This window comes from Pseudotabrizicola sp., from assembly GCF_030656345.1.
In the GTDB taxonomy this organism is placed as follows: domain Bacteria; phylum Pseudomonadota; class Alphaproteobacteria; order Rhodobacterales; family Rhodobacteraceae; genus Pseudotabrizicola.
Genome location: NZ_JAUSNR010000010.1, coordinates 384,255 through 398,808 on the forward strand (window position 1 = coordinate 384,255; position 14,554 = coordinate 398,808).

General features: G+C 63.9%; 16 protein-coding genes and 1 pseudogene. 4 read left to right on the forward strand and 13 right to left on the reverse strand.

What is annotated here, in order from left to right; genetic code table 11:
• Positions 1-143 precede the first annotated feature (143 nt).
• From Q7J44_RS05580 to Q7J44_RS05605, 6 genes are all read right to left on the reverse strand, one after another.
• Positions 144-1,085, reverse strand: a complete 942-nt coding sequence (locus Q7J44_RS05580; protein WP_304877825.1) for a carbohydrate ABC transporter permease — start codon at positions 1,083-1,085, stop codon at positions 144-146.
• On the reverse strand, positions 1,082-2,029 hold the full coding sequence (locus tag Q7J44_RS05585) for a carbohydrate ABC transporter permease (RefSeq protein ID WP_304877827.1): 948 nt from the start codon (positions 2,027-2,029) through the stop codon (positions 1,082-1,084). Before Q7J44_RS05585 ends, Q7J44_RS05580 begins: the two co-directional genes overlap by 4 nt.
• Positions 2,030-2,096: 67 nt before the next feature.
• A complete protein-coding gene (locus Q7J44_RS05590; protein WP_304877829.1) occupies positions 2,097-3,428 on the reverse strand; it encodes an ABC transporter substrate-binding protein in 1,332 nt (443 codons plus the stop codon).
• A 164-nt stretch (positions 3,429-3,592) separates the two neighbouring features.
• The gene (locus Q7J44_RS05595; protein ID WP_304877831.1) at positions 3,593-4,630 is read right to left on the reverse strand and encodes a LacI family DNA-binding transcriptional regulator; all 1,038 of its coding nucleotides are present in this window, start codon (positions 4,628-4,630) and stop codon (positions 3,593-3,595) included.
• Positions 4,631-4,686: 56 nt separating this feature from the next.
• Complete coding sequence (locus tag Q7J44_RS05600; RefSeq protein WP_304877833.1) at positions 4,687-5,946, reverse strand: glycerate kinase; 1,260 nt, start codon at positions 5,944-5,946, stop codon at positions 4,687-4,689.
• Positions 5,947-6,030: 84 nt separating this feature from the next.
• Positions 6,031-6,318, reverse strand: coding sequence for a hypothetical protein (locus Q7J44_RS05605; protein WP_304877835.1), 288 nt, complete (start codon positions 6,316-6,318; stop codon positions 6,031-6,033).
• A 148-nt stretch (positions 6,319-6,466) separates the two neighbouring features.
• On the opposite strand from Q7J44_RS05605, the gene Q7J44_RS05610 reads away from it, so the two are divergent.
• On the forward strand, positions 6,467-6,604 hold the full coding sequence (locus tag Q7J44_RS05610; protein ID WP_135432133.1) for an entericidin EcnA/B family protein: 138 nt from the start codon (positions 6,467-6,469) through the stop codon (positions 6,602-6,604).
• Positions 6,605-6,751: 147 nt separating this feature from the next.
• Here Q7J44_RS05610 and Q7J44_RS05615 read toward each other — a convergent pair whose 3' ends face one another.
• The 5 genes and pseudogenes from Q7J44_RS05615 to Q7J44_RS05635 form a co-directional block, all read right to left on the reverse strand.
• Positions 6,752-7,354 carry a hypothetical protein gene (locus Q7J44_RS05615; RefSeq protein WP_304878061.1) on the reverse strand — a complete coding sequence of 201 codons (603 nt, stop codon included), beginning with the start codon at positions 7,352-7,354 and terminating at the stop codon, positions 6,752-6,754.
• Positions 7,355-7,373: 19 nt separating this feature from the next.
• Positions 7,374-7,592 (reverse strand): annotated as a pseudogene (locus Q7J44_RS05620) (cupin domain-containing protein); the annotation flags it as partial.
• A 52-nt stretch (positions 7,593-7,644) separates the two neighbouring features.
• Positions 7,645-7,950, reverse strand: a complete 306-nt coding sequence (locus Q7J44_RS05625) for a cysteine hydrolase family protein (protein ID WP_304877838.1) — start codon at positions 7,948-7,950, stop codon at positions 7,645-7,647.
• 294 nt (positions 7,951-8,244) lie between these two features.
• The gene (locus Q7J44_RS05630; RefSeq protein WP_304877840.1) at positions 8,245-8,391 is read right to left on the reverse strand and encodes a hypothetical protein; all 147 of its coding nucleotides are present in this window, start codon (positions 8,389-8,391) and stop codon (positions 8,245-8,247) included.
• A gap of 226 nt (positions 8,392-8,617) precedes the next feature.
• Complete coding sequence (locus Q7J44_RS05635; RefSeq protein WP_304878051.1) at positions 8,618-9,184, reverse strand: BMP family ABC transporter substrate-binding protein; 567 nt, start codon at positions 9,182-9,184, stop codon at positions 8,618-8,620.
• 123 nt (positions 9,185-9,307) lie between these two features.
• Here Q7J44_RS05635 and Q7J44_RS05640 point away from each other — a divergent pair, with 123 nt between their 5' ends.
• Positions 9,308-9,874 carry a LysR substrate-binding domain-containing protein gene (locus Q7J44_RS05640; RefSeq protein WP_304878053.1) on the forward strand — a complete coding sequence of 189 codons (567 nt, stop codon included), beginning with the start codon at positions 9,308-9,310 and terminating at the stop codon, positions 9,872-9,874.
• 153 nt (positions 9,875-10,027) lie between these two features.
• On the opposite strand, the gene argF is transcribed toward Q7J44_RS05640, so the two are convergent.
• Entirely contained in the window at positions 10,028-10,954 is a 927-nt protein-coding gene (argF, locus tag Q7J44_RS05645; protein WP_304877842.1) for an ornithine carbamoyltransferase, read from the reverse strand.
• 82 nt (positions 10,955-11,036) lie between these two features.
• Positions 11,037-12,215 (reverse strand): aspartate aminotransferase family protein, encoded by a 1,179-nt coding sequence (locus tag Q7J44_RS05650; RefSeq protein WP_304877843.1) that lies wholly within the window; start codon positions 12,213-12,215, stop codon positions 11,037-11,039.
• 347 nt (positions 12,216-12,562) lie between these two features.
• Here Q7J44_RS05650 and Q7J44_RS05655 point away from each other — a divergent pair, with 347 nt between their 5' ends.
• Both Q7J44_RS05655 and Q7J44_RS05660 read left to right on the forward strand, forming a co-directional pair.
• Entirely contained in the window at positions 12,563-13,168 is a 606-nt protein-coding gene (locus Q7J44_RS05655; protein ID WP_304877844.1) for a GcrA family cell cycle regulator, read from the forward strand.
• A 291-nt stretch (positions 13,169-13,459) separates the two neighbouring features.
• Entirely contained in the window at positions 13,460-14,497 is a 1,038-nt protein-coding gene (locus Q7J44_RS05660) for a cytochrome-c peroxidase (RefSeq protein ID WP_304877845.1), read from the forward strand.
• The last annotated feature ends 57 nt before the right edge of the window (positions 14,498-14,554 follow it).

Consider the following 14,554-nt stretch of genomic DNA (forward strand, 5'->3'; position numbering starts at 1 on the left):
CCCTGCCCCTTCATCTGTTCTCAAATATCCCCGCCGGAGGCTCCTAAAGCAGGCCACAGGTGCCTCCGGCGGGAGTATTTTTATCAAGATGAATGCGGAAGCAGCAGATCCGGGCGGGCCGGATTTTTCGCAGAAAAATCGTGTCATTTGCGCACCGCGCCAAAGGTGATCCCGCGGAGCAGGTGCTTGCGCAGCAAGATGGTGAAGATCATCACCGGCAGCAGGAACAAGGTCGCCCCGGCGGCCACCGCCGGCCAGTCCTGACCACCGACGCCGATGATGGTGGGGATGAACGGCGGGGCGGTCTGCGCCTTGCCAGAGGTCAGCAGCACGGCAAAGGCGTATTCGTTCCATGCAAAGATCAGGCAAAAGATTGCGGTGCTGGCAATGCCGGTGGCGGCTTGCGGCAGCACCACCTTGCGGAAGGCCTGAAACCGGGTGTAGCCGTCGATCAGCGCCGCTTCTTCGTATTCGCGCGGAATCTCGTCGATGAAGCCTTTGAGCAGCCAGACCGCAAGACTGATGTTCACCGCCGTATAAAGCAGGATCATCCCCAGATGGGTGTCTGACAGGCCCAGCTCGCGGTACATCAGGTAGATCGGGATGGCGACGGCGATGGGCGGCATCATCCGGGTCGACAGGATGAAGAACAGCAGATCATCCTTGAACGGCACCCGGAAGCGCGAAAACGCATAGGCCGCCAGCGTGCCCAGAAAGATCGACAGCGCGGTCGAGCCAAAACCAATGATCACCGAATTCATGAACCGCTCGCCGAACCGGCTTTTCCCGGCAATCACAGTGCCGCTTTGCCGCACGATCTCATCATACCAGGTCTCGGGCGGTGGCAGGGCGGCGAACTGTTCAGCCCCGATGCGGGTGCGGGTCGTGAACAGGTTAACGTAGCCTTCGAGGGTCGGCTCGAACAGAACCTTTGGCGGATAGCTGATGCTGTCGGGGCCGGATTTGAACCCGGTGGAGATGATCCACAACAGCGGCAGCAGGGTGATGATGGCATAGACCACCACCAGCACGGCGGCGATGGATTTGGACGCGCGCGAGGGTTCGGTGACGGAATAAGCGCTCATCTTTCCTTCACCTTATTCAGGGCTTTGACGTAGATTGAGGCCAGACCAAACACGGTCACGAACAGGATGATTGCATAGGCGCTTGAATAGCCGGTGCGCCATTTCTCGAAGGCCTCGCGCTTCAGGTCGATCGATGCCAGCAGCGTTTCATTGCCCGGCCCGCCCCCCGTGAGCAGCACCACCATGTCGAACATCTTGAAATTCTCGATCCCGCGGAACAGCACAGCCAGCATCAGGAAGGGCAGCACCATCGGCACGGTGATGGTCCAGAACTGCCGCCATTTGCTGGCGCGGTCGACCTCGGCGGCCTCATAAATATAATCCGGGATTGACCGCAGCCCGGCCAGACAGATCAGCATCACAAACGGTGTCCACATCCAGGTGTCGACGATGATGATCGACCATTTCGCCAGCCCCCCCGCGCCCAGCATGGAAAACGAACTGGCGGGGATGCCGGTGAACAGCTCGACCATGTAATTGAACAACCCGATCTGCGGCTGGTACAGAAAGGTCCAGAAATTGCCAACCACCGCCGGCGACAGCATCATCGGCAGCACGATCAGCGTGGTCAGAAGGTCATTGCCCCTGAATTTGCGGTTGATCAGCCAGGCGAGGGTAAAGCCGATCAGCACCTGCAGCGTGATGGTCCAGATCAGGAAATGCGCCGTGGTCTGCATATTGGCCCAGATGCCTTCACTGGTCAGAATGCGTTCGTAATTGCGCAGGCCGACCCATTCCACCTCGCGCCCCGGGCGGTTGGCGGCGAAATTGGTGAAGGACAGCCGCACCGTCCAGATCAGCGGAAAGATGTTGATCGCCAGCAGCAGGAAAATCGTGGGGGCCACGAACAGCCAGGCAATGGCGCGGTCAGACAGCCCGCGCACGCGGCGTGCCAGAGGGGCGGGCGTTGCGCGCGCCATTCGGTCGATCGGCGTATCGGTCATGGGGATGGTCCTGCGGGGGACATGAGGGGTGGGTGCGCCGATGGCCTCGGCGCACCCGGAAGGCGGCTTACAACTTGCCTTCGTCTTCAAACACTTCGGTCCAGTCGGCGATCAGACCGTCCAGCGCCTCTTGTGCGGTGCCCTGATCGGCCACCACATAATTGTGCAGCCGGTCCTGCATTGCCAGCAGCAAGGACGCATAGGCCGGTTCCTGCCAGAAGTCATAGACGTTATCCATCGCCGCCAGGAAGTCGGCGGCAAAGGGGGCAGAGTTGACGAAATCAGGATCGTTCAGCACCGCAAGGTGGCAGGAATAGCCACCCATCGACCACCACTTCTTCTGCACATCCGGCTGGGCGAACCATTTGATATACTCCAGCGCGCCGTCGATGTTGTCGGAATAGCTGACGACCGAGATGCCCTGCCCACCAAGGGTCGACGCGGGCTGGTTCTGGGCAGGATTGACGAAGAAGTCGATCTTGTCGCCCCCCACGGTCGGATCTGCGGCAAGGCCGGGGAAGAAGGCGAACCAGTTCATCGCCATCGCCACCTGGCCGGATTTGAACGCATCCAGCGACTGTTCCATATAGGCGTTGTCATAGCCGGGGGGCGTCGCGGTCTTGTACAGCTCCTTGTAGAATTCCAGCGCCTCGACCTGCTCGGGTGAGTTTACCGCGCCTTCCATGTCATAGGCACCGGGGGTGTTTTCATACTTGAACCCCCAGGCATACAGCGCCCCGGTGGCCCCCATGGTAATGCCCTCGGACCCGCGTTCGGTGAAGATCGACGCGCCATAGACGGTCTGGCCGTCAATCTCGCGGCCTTGGAAGAACTGGGCGATTTCCAGCAGCTCTTTCTGGGTCTGCGGCTCGCCCAGTTCGCGCCCCGTGGCCTCCATGAAGGCGGCCTTGATGTCTTCGCGCTCAAACCAGTCCTTGCGGTAGAACCAGCCGTTCGCATCACCCATCGCGGGCAGCGCGTAATAGTTCGGCTCGCCCTTGGGCCAGGTCGAATAGGCGTAAACCGTGGCGGGGGCGAAATCATCCATGCTGATCGATTCAGCTTCGAAGAAATCGTTCAGCTTGATGTAATGGCCGTTTTCCGCGCCGCCGCCGATCCACTGGCTGTCGCCGATCAGCAGATCGCACAGCTGCCCGCCCGAATTCAGCTCGTTCAGCATGCGGTCGGCATAGTTGGGCCATGGCACGAATTCGAAGGTCATCTTGGTGCCGGACTGTGCCTCGAAATCCTTGGACAGTTCCACCAGCGCGTTGGCCGGGTCCCATGCGGCCCAGCACAAGGTCAGTTCATTGGATTGGGCCGAGGCGACGCTGGCCGTCAGCACGGCGGCAGACAGCACAGCGCCGACCGCGGTTGCGGTCAAAAATCTTGCCTTCATTGGTTATCCTCCCTGAATGCAAACGCGCAAGGCGCCCCTCCTCTGGCCGCCATCGTGAGTGCTGAACCAGACGATAGGCACTCAAATCCGCCCTGTCCATCATTTTTGAGGTACGCACATCATTTTGACGCGACGGGCGGATCAAACCGCTTTGATTCTGCGGATCACACCGCCTGAGGCAGGTTTTCGCGCAGGATGATCTCCAACCGCAGGCGTTCCTGCGATTCGTTAATGGGCTGATGATCGGCCTTCGCCTGCAACACCCGCAGGGTGCTGCGCGCCACATGGCCGACATTCTGCGCAATCACCGCATCCAGCCAGCCCGATTGCAGCGCCGCAATGGTGTGCGGCGTCAGCTCATGCCCGATGGTGACGACGCGGCCCAGCAGTCCCAGTTCCGACAGCACCTGCGCCAGGGCACGGTGGCCGCTGCCGAGCAGATAAATGCCGCCGACCGGCCCGTCAGAGCGCAGCGATTCGCGCATCACCTGACGCAGGGTGTCGGCCTCGCCGTGCGTTTCCAGCGTCTGGCCCACTGTGACGCCGGGAAAATCGGCCAGCATCACCGCATCAAACCCGCGCCGCCGTTCAATACTGTCGCGCAGCAGCATGGATTGGGCGATCACCATCACACGCGGCATTTTCGCCCCCAGAAACCGCCCCATCAGCACCCCTGCCGTGCGCCCGGCGGTGTGGCTGTCGATTCCGACATAATGCGCGGCCCCACAATTGGGCAGGTCAGCCACCATCGCCACCACCGGGATTGCAGCGACATGCAGGGCGCGCAGCGCATCGCGTACCACCGGGGTTTCCGGGGCCATCAGTGCCACGCCCGAGATGCCCGCCGCCGCCAGATCGGTCAGCATCGCGGCCAGCCGGTGCAGGTCTGCCGCCGGATAGCGCAGCAGATCCACCTGCATCCGCGCGGATGTCGACAATGCGGCGGCTTCGGTCAGTGCATCCTCCAGCGTCTGGATGAACTGGCTTTCGGTATCGGGCAACAGCACCGCTACCCGGGTGTTGCGCCCGCGCGCGAGGTTCGCCGCCGCCATGTCACGCACATAGCCCAGCCGGGAAATCGCCTCCTGCACCGCCGCAATGGTCTTGGCGCGCACGCCGGGACGGGCGTTCAGCACCCGGTCCACCGTGGCAAGGCTGACCCCGGCTTCGCGTGCGATATCTGTAACGGTTGGCCTGCCCATTTCTTACGCATATCGCCAAAGGCTGAGGTACGTCAATCAGGCGCGGCTGTGGTTGGTCAGGGCGTGATCAGGATGGCGCGGAAATCGTTGACATTGGTCAGCGTCGGGCCGGTGACCACCTGCCCGTCGATGGCGCCGAAAAAGCTGTGGGCGTCGTTGCGGGCCAAGGCGGTGGCGGGGTCAACGCCTGCGGCCTGCGCGCGGGCAAGGGTTCCGGGGCCGATCAGTGCGCCCGCCACCTCGGCCGCGCCGTCTACGCCATCGGTGTCGCAGGCAATGGCATGGATGCCGGGCGCGGCATCCAGCGCGATGGCCAGCGCCAGCGCAAATTCTGCATTCGGTCCGCCGATCCCGTCACCACGCCGCGTCACCGTCAGCTCGCCCCCCGACAGAAGCAGAACCGGCGCGTCGCCGGGGCGCAGTCTGGCCTTAACCGCCAGCGCCTCGGCCGCCTGCACGGCAGCCACCTCGCGCGCCTCACCTTCCAGCGCATCGCCCAGCAGGCGCACGTCGCAGCCCACCTCGCGTGCGATGGTGGCGGCGGCCTCCAGCGACTGGATGGGCGCGGCATAGATCCGGTTGGTCACCTGTGACAGGCGGGCATCCCCCGGCGGCACCACGCCCGACCCGGCCTGCAACGCCGCCTGCACCGATGGCGGCACGGCGATCTGCCAGCGATCCAGTATCGCCTGCGCATCAGCGGGGGTGCTGGCATCGCCCACCGTGGGGCCGGACCCGATAAAGGCCGGATCATCCCCCGGCACGTCGGAAATCATCAGCGCCATCATCTGCGCCGGATGCGCGGCGGCCGCCAACTGCCCGCCCTTGACCCGGCTCAGGTGCTTGCGCACCGTGTTCATCCGGTCAATCGGCGCGCCAGAGGCGAGCAACGCCGCATTCACCGCCTGTTTCTCCGCCAGCGTTACCGCATGGCTGGGGGCCACCAGCAAAGCCGAGGCACCGCCCGAGATCAGCGCCAGCACAAAATCCCCCTCGCCCAGCCCGCCCAGCAGATCCAGCATCCGCGTGGTGCCCACCTGCCCGGCGGCATCGGGCACCGGGTGTGCGGCCTCAACAATCTCTATTCCCCGGCAGGGGCGGCCATAACCATAGCGGGTGATCACCAGCCCCTCACACGGGCCCCATTCCGCCTCCACCGCCTCGGCCATGCGCGCACTGGCCTTGCCCGCGCCGACCACCACAACGCGGCCCGCAGGGCGCGGCGGCAGATGCCCGGCCAGCGAACGCATCGGATCGGCCACCTCGACCGCGCGGTCGAGCAGGCGGCGCAGAAGGCTGGGCGGGTTGGTGATCATCTGGCATCCTCGGCTTTGGCTGCCGTCTGTATAGGGCGGGCCGGACCGGGCGGGCAAGGATGTCATGCCAGCCATGGGCGCTGTTCAGCAGCGCAGCCGCCCCCGCATTTCGCCACTGTCGCCCTGCAGGGTCGATGCGATCAGCGCACAGCCAGTCACCTCGGGGATCAGCGCGATCATCGTGGCGCGGATGCCCTGATGCTCCCCCCGCCGCGCATAGCCCAGACGGATCACCTCCACCGCAGTGCCCTTTTGGTAAACCGTATACTTGCGACCGTCGCGGACCACATCGGTGCGATCCGCGCCAAAGAACTGTGGCGCGGGCTGCGGCCCGCAGGCGGAGAGAAAAAGGACAAGGGCAAGGGCACGCATACCGGGCAGTTTGCGCGCAGGATGGTTAACCGCCCGTTAAAGCCCGGCTGAACCGACAAACAGCGAAATAATTCTGCCAAGCCGCCCCATGCGTGGAACCAAAGTCCCGCCCGCGCGTTGGCCCGCGAAATCACCGAGAGGATACCCGATGAAAAGCCGCCTGACCCTTCTGTCCCTGCTCGCCGCCCTGACCCTTTCCGCCTGCGGCACTGTCGCCGGGGCCGGCCGCGACCTTCAGGTCGCCGGTGCGACGATCACGCAGGAAGCGCGTCAAGCGGCGAACTGATCCGGGCCTTCGCGGCCTGTGGAAAGGCGGGACAATGGCCCCGCCTTTTTGGTTTGGCGGGCAAGACCGGCACCCGACGATCCGTCAGGCGGTTGGCACCGTCGCGAAGAGCCGGAGCCATGCAGCAACTGGCGGACACGGACCCGTTCAATCCAATCGTGCAGCAAGAAATGCGCGCCAGCCACCATAGCTGGTTGTGTCTTCGGATTGGTCCAGCCCTGCCTGCTCGACCACAAAGCCCACCACATTCCGACCATCGGCAAGCGCGACGCGCCCCAGCCCGAGCGGAGACGGTATCTGCACGAGGAGCGCACCGAGCATCGGCGTCGACACGGACCAGAGTTCAAGAGCAACCGACGCGCCCTGTGCCGCCACCCGGAAAAGCCCGGGACGCGCAGGTGGTCCCCCGGCCAGAGCGAAAAGCCGGTAGCAGGGCGCGGTTTCGGTCGCTTCCAGAAACCGCCCGCCAAGGCTTGTGATCTGGGGGTTGAGCGGCAGGCCCGCCATATGTGCCCCGACAGGCGCGATGGCCGTCTCGCCCGGCAGGGGCGCGGGTTGTGGCAGGGCAGTGGCGGGCAGTGGCTTGCCGGTCGCCCCCATCGGCACCTGCGCATCGGCCTGCAGCGCCTGCGCCAGCCCTTCCGTCAGCGCATCCTGACCCGACCGTGCCAGAAGCGTCACGTTTCCGGGCCCGCCATCGCTGCGCGCCGCTATGGGTTCGGTGCGTGGTGCCCGCAGGATTGAGAACAAGTGCGCCCGCGCGATAAGTGCCCCGCTCGTCCGATTGCGCGCCGCTCAGGACAAGGATCGTCTCAAGACCCGGGTGAAAATAGGCCGGTATGCTCGCGCCCGGAGCATAGCGTAACAACGCGACATCTGGCGGGCCATCATAAATCTTCGCAATCTCGACCCCGTCGCGGAAGGGCTTGAACGCGGCGTTGGTCCAGTCTTCCGGCAGGAATCCGGGAAAGTGTAGTGGCTCAGACATTCAGCGCCCTCCTGTCCTGATCGGTCGTGGCGGTCCATCCCACGATTGCGCCTTACGCGCGGATCATCGCCAGCGCCGCTGCCTTGAATTCGGGGAAGTAGCTTTCTGTCGCATCCTCGACCAACAGCGCGTCAAAGCCCCGGTCTTTGGCTTCGCGCATGGTCGTCTGCACGCAGACCTCTGTCGTCACACCGGCGAAAAACAGCGTGGTGATGCCAAGGCCGGTCAGCACCTCCATCAACAGGGTGGCGTAGAATGCGCCCTTTCCCGGCTTGTCGATCACGACCTCTCCGGGCAAAGGGGCAAGGGCGGGTATGATGTCGGCACCGGGCTCCCCCGCGATCAGGATGCGGCCCATGGCAACTTCGTCGCCTGCGCATGTCGCGGCCTGACAGCCAGAAGCGGCGGCCCGTCCCGTTCCGGTCAAAACTGCGGAAGGCGATGTTTTCGGCCATGCTCATCCGGGCCGCGCAGGCGTTGCGCACCAGATGGTTCATCAGCGCAATGGCGATATAGGCCAGCAGCGGGGAAGAGATCGTCTCGTTCACGCCCCGGTAGTGGCGCAATCCCCCGGCAAGGCCGATCCACAGGCCCCCCACCAGCATTGCCCCCGCAGCCATGACCGGCAGCGCAACCACAGGCGCGGTTCCGGTCAGCGCCCCCCCAAGGCCCCGGCGGCCACCCCGCCCAGCACGATCGCACCTTCGCCGCCAATGACGACAAGGCCAAGCCGCGGAGGCAAAGCCACGCACAGGACGGCAAACAGCAGGGGGCAGTCCGTGACAGCGTGTTCTGCCACGAAAAAGCCGATCCATATCCACCACGCCAGACCAGCGTGAAATACTGGACCGGCGACTTGCCTTGCGTCAGCAGAAACAGGCTGAACACGGCAAAGCCCGCCATCAGCGCAAGGAGCGGGATGGCCACAGGCTCTGCCCTGCGGGCAAGAGTGGGAAGGACGGCAGCCCCCCTGATTCGATGATTGCCTGATCTGCCATGCCGCCCCCCCGGTTCCCAAGCCCGCCCTACGACGTTGACCCGACAACGCCTTCAACAAGATAATCCATGCTTTCCAGTGCGATGTCGGTCTCGACCAAAGCCTCGCCTGCGGCCAGCAGGGGCTTGCCGGTATTGTCGTTCAAAGGTCCCTTCAGGGCCGCGAATCCGCCCGCCATGATTTCGGCCTTCACCGCTTCGAACTGCGCGCGGGCGGCGTCGCTGACGGAGGCACCAGGCGAAGACATCTTGATGAACCCCTCCGCCGGCCCGCCGCGCACGAAATTGTCGATGGTCCCGCCGTCCAGCACGGTCTGAACCATGCCGGTATAGACGCCCGCCCAGTTCCATTCGGCCCCGGTCAAATACTTCTCGGGGGCAAGCGCGGACTGGTCGGCGTGGTAGCCACAGATGAACGCGCCACGCCGCGCGGCCGTTTCCATCACCACTTTCGGCCCGTCGACATGGCAGGTGATGACATCGCAGCCCGCATCCGCCAGCGCATTCGTGGCTTCGGCCTCTTTCACGGCCAGTGACCATTCCCCGGTAAAGATCACCTGGCAGGTGATCGACGGATCGACCGCCCTCGCCCCCAGAAGGCAGGCAGCGGATTACGAAAAGCTCAAGGGCCAGATCGCCGATCTGCGGGGCGAGCGGCGCGGCCATGTTGCCATCGCCTGTTCGCAGGCCTTCGTTCCCTATTTCCTGCCCGCCACTGCATCGGGACTTACCGCCGCGATCACCCTGGCGTCAGCTTCAGCGTGCGGGTCCGTGACCGGGCGGCGGCGGAAACCGCGCTCGCCGATCACAGCGCCGACATTGCCCTGATCTTCGAGCCTGTCCGTCTGTCCGAGGTGCAGGTGCTTGCCAGCGTTCGGCAACCGTTCCATGCCGTGATGGCGGCGGACCATCTGCTTGCCAGCAAGGCCGTGGTCCGGCTGCGCGATTGCGCCCTGTTCCCCGTGGCACTTCCCACGGCGGTCTATGGCGTGCGCCACCTGATCGACGTCGCGCTGGTCCGGTTGTCCATCGAGCTGCCCTCGATGATAGAAACTGACAGCTTCGATTTCATGCGGCATTATCCAGAACAGGAATGGATCATCAGCTTTCAGATGCAGGTTGGTCTTCCAGACTCCTACCCCTCTGTCGTCACGCGCCCGATTGACCCCCGGGATGTGCCTTCCGGGCGGCTCTATCTGTGCCAGTTGCGCAGCCGCACCCTTCCCGTCGCGGCGGCGAAATTTGCGGCCCTTCTCGAGCGGGAAATCGACCTGCTGGAAACATAAGCCGCAGCGCGGTCGGCACCTTGCCCGGCATCGCGGGAGATGTGGCCTCTGCCGTTTATAGCAAGCTTTGGCCCACGAAGGGCCAAAAGCCAGAGGATGCGGGTGCCAACCCGGTGCGCAACGGATTGCAAAAGCGTGCCGTGCGCAAAGCGCCTATTTCCCCAGACACCAGCGCATGATTGCCTTTTGCGCGTGCAGCCGGTTTTCCGCCTCGTCAAAGATCACCGAATGCGGGCCGTCCATCACGGCGCTGCTCGCCTCATCGTTGCGATGCGCGGGCAGGCAATGCATGAACAGGCTGTCTGGCTTGGCCTTTGCCATCAAAGCCTCATTCACCTGATAGCCGCGCAGCTGATTGTGGCGGCGCTCTTTCGCCGACTCCGGGTCGTGCATGCTGACCCATGTATCGGTCACCACCAGATCGGCCCCGATGATGGCGGTATGCGGATCGCGTTCGATCTGCACATCCGAGCCCTTGGCGCGGGCGAACTGGACGAACTTCGGCTCCGGGTCCAGCGTTTCCGGTCCTGTAAAGGTAAAATCGAAACCGAACTGTCCGGCGGCATGCAGGAAGGACGCGCAGACATTGTTGCCATCGCCGGCCCAGACCACCTTTTTCCCGGCAATCGGGCCGCGAAATTCCTCATAGGTCATCACATCGGCCATGATCTGGCACGGATGGGTGCGGTTGGTCAGGCCGTTGATCACCGGCACGGTGGCGTGTTCGGCCATTTCCAGCAGCGTCGCCTCTTCAAAGGTGCGGATCATGATCAGATCGACATAGCGCGACAGCACGCGGGCGGTGTCGGCGATGGTCTCACCATGCCCCAGCTGCATTTCCTTGCCAGACAGCACCATGGTCTGGCCGCCCATCTGCCGCACGCCGACATCAAACGACACGCGGGTGCGGGTCGAGGGTTTTTCAAAGATCAGCGCAACCATGTGACCGGCCAGCGGCTGGTCATCATCCGGCGCACCGCGCGGGCGGCCCAGACGGGCCGTTTTCATGGCATGGGCCGAGTCGATCATGGATCTGAGCTCGGTGGCGTCGGTGGTGTGGATATCAAGGAAGTGTTTCATGTCATTTCGTTTCTTTGGCGGCAAGCGCCGGGGGCTGTCTGCCCCCGGACCCCCGAGAGTATTTATCAAAGGTGCAAGCGGATCAGAGGGCGGCTTCCAGATCAGTGGCGGTGGCGTCGAGGCGGGAGAGAGCTTCGGTGATATCCGTCTCGGGGATGTTGAGGGCAGGCAGCAGGCGCAGCACGTTGTCGGCGGCGGCGACGGTGAGGATGTGTTGTGCGTAGCCCGCTTTGACCACGTCGGTATTGGGCACCACGCATTTCAGGCCAAGGATCAGGCCCTGCCCGCGCACCGCCTCGAACACCTTGGGGTGGCTGGCGACCAGACCTTCAAGGCCTTGGCGGAACTGCGCCGCCTTTTGGCTGACGGCATCGAGGAAGGCAGGATCGCTGACAATCTCGGTGACCTTTGCCCCCACAGCACAACCCAGCGGGTTGCCGCCGTAGGTGGAACCGTGGCTGCCCGCAACCATGCCCGACGCGGCATGTTCGGTGGCCAGCACCGCGCCCAAAGGAAAGCCGCCGCCGATGCCCTTGGCGACCATCATGATATCGGGGGTGACCCCGGCCCATTCATGGGCGAACAGCCGCCCCGTGCGGCCCATGCCGCATTGCACCTCGTCAAAGATCAGCAGCGTGCCGGTGCTGTCGCACAGGTCGCGCAAACCCTTGAGGCACTGATCAGGGACCACACGGATGCCACCTTCTCCCTGAATCGGTTCGATGATCACGGCGCAGGTCTGGTCTGTGATCGCGGCACGGATCGCATCGTGATCGGCCCATTTCACCTGCGTAAAGCCCGGCATCAAGGGGCCGTAGCCCTTGACCATCTTTTCCGACCCGGCGGCGGCAATCGCCCCGGTAGACCGGCCATGGAACGCACCTTCGAACGCGATGATCTGCGTGCGCTCGGGGTGGCCCGCGTCATAATGGTGCTTGCGCGCCATCTTGATGGCCAGCTCTGCCGCTTCGGTCCCCGAATTGGTGAAGAACACCGTATCGGCAAAGGTCCGGTCCACCAGCAGTTCGGCCAGATGCTCCTGTTCCGGGATGCGGTAGATGTTGGACACATGCCACAGCTTTTGCGCCTGCGCCGTCAGGGTTTCCACCAATGCCGGATGGGCATGGCCAAGCGCGTTCACGGCGATGCCCGCCCCCAGATCAAGGTATCGGCTACCATCTTCGGACGTAAGCCAGCTGCCCTCCCCCGTCACAAAGGCAAGGGGGGCGCGGTTATAGGTGGGCAGGACGGCGGAAATCATGGCACATGCCTTTCGGGGTCTGGCGGAACCGGAACGATGGGTCTTCCCTGAACAACGGCGGGAAGCCAAGGCGTAGCGGGTGGCCGCAGGGGGTGTCAATCTGGGGATGGCCCTGTGCGCCGGGCCAGGCGTAACCATTCGCTCAGAAGCGTCGGGGACGTCGGATAAGGGCGTGCCGTCTGGTCATATCCTGTCGATAGGCGAAGATCGGCCGTCTGTAAACGGAAATCTGGCAGGCTGTTTCGCCCGCCAGCGCTTGATCTTCGCCCCGCCTGCTTGTATCCCGTGCCGTCGCGGTTAGAATGCGCGGCACATGACCATTGCACAGCCCAACAGCGGAGATCACCATGTCCTGGACGGATGAGCGGGTTGAAACGCTCAAGAAGATGTGGGCCGAAGGCCAGTCGGCCAGCCAGATCGCCAAGGAACTTGGGGGTGTTACCCGCAATGCGGTGATTGGCAAGGTGCACCGTCTGGGCCTGTCGAACCGTGTCGGCGGCGGCAAGGATGAGGCAGAGGAAGAGGCACCCGTGGTGGCGGCCAAGCCCGAACCGGCGTCCCGACCCGCGCCGGAACCGCGCCCCGAGCCTGTTGCCACAGCCCCGCGCCCGGCCCCTGAACGCCCGGCTGCCGCCCCCGTGGCCCCGTCGAACGTGACGCCGCTGCCGGTGCGCAAGGCGATCATTCCTGCCGGTCAGCCGCTGCCGCCGCAGCCGTCGGCCAATGAGATCAGCCCCGAAGCCCTGGCCTCGGTGCGTGAGGTGGAAAAGCACGCCAAACGCCTGACGCTGATGGAACTGACCGAACGCACCTGCAAATGGCCGATCGGCGACCCGGCAACCGATGACTTCTGGTTCTGCGGCTTGCCCAGCCTGCCCGGCAAACCCTATTGCGAGGCGCATGTCGGCGTGGCCTTCCAGCCGATGAGCGCGCGACGCGACCGCCGCCGCTGATCCATACAACTGGCGCAGAGCGGGCATGGCCCGCTCTGGCGCAGCCTGAAGGACCATAGCGGTCCTTTCAGACCTGCGGTGCGCAGTGGCCGCGTCTGACCTGCCCCCCCGCCAAAACTTTCGCCGCTCTCGGCGTATCGCGCCAAAGCCCAAGGGCTGCAGCCGTGCCCGTCCAACGGGTCACCAAACGACACATTCAAAATCAATGATTTAACTTGATCCAGATCACGGTGCCGTGTCTGGAACGATTCTAATACTCGCGGAGCGATATCAACAACACGGAGATATGCCATGCGACATACCTTATTTCTTGCCCTGATAACCTCGGCCCTTGCCGGGCCGGTCATGGCCGACGACCTGCGCGACCGGGCGGCGGCAGAGTTCAAGCCCCTGCCCTCGACCATCCCGGCGGTCAAAGACAACCCGGTCACGCCCGAGAAAATCGAGCTGGGCAAGGCCCTGTTCTTTGACCCGCGCCTGTCGGCCTCGGGTGTGTTTTCCTGTGCGTCGTGCCACAACCTTGCGACCGGCGGCGATGACAACATGGAAACCAGTGTCGGCCATGGCTGGCAAAAGGGGCCGCGCAATTCGCCCACCGTGCTGAACGCGGTGCTGAACGAGGCGCAGTTCTGGGATGGCCGCGCCGATGACCTTGCCGCACAGGCCAAGGGCCCAATTCAGGCCGGGGTCGAAATGGCGAACACGCCCGAGCAGGTGGAAGTCACCCTGAAATCCATGCCGCAATACGTGACATGGTTCACCGATGCCTTCCCGGCAGAGGAAAACCCGGTCAACTTCGACAACATGGCCAAGGCGATCGAGGCGTTTGAGGCCACGCTGATCACCCCGGCCCCCTTTGATGCCTGGCTGAACGGCGATGACAATGCCATGACCGAAGAGGCCAAGGCCGGGCTGAACCTGTTCATGGACAAGGGCTGTTCGTCCTGCCATTCGGGCGTCAATGTCGGTGGCCACGGCTATTACCCCTTTGGCCTGATTGAGAAACCCGGCGCAGAAATCCTGCCCCCGGGTGACAAGGGCCGCTTTGCCGTGACCGAAACCGTGGATGATGAATACGTGTTCCGGGCCTCACCTCTGCGCAACATCGCGCTGACCGCGCCCTATTTCCATTCGGGCAAGGTCTGGGATCTGTCGGTTGCGATTGAGGTCATGGCCGAAAGCCAGCTGGGCGAAAAGCTCGCGCCAGAAGAGACTGTGCAACTGGTGGCGTTTTTGGAAAGCCTGACGGGCACGTTGCCGCCTGTCACTCTGCCGGTGCTGCCGGCGGAAACGGCCACCACGCCGCGCCCGTCGTCCGAAGTGAAGTAACCCTCGCAGCACTCAAACCAGCGGGCGGCCTTCGTGCCGCCCGTTCCGTCTGCTGCA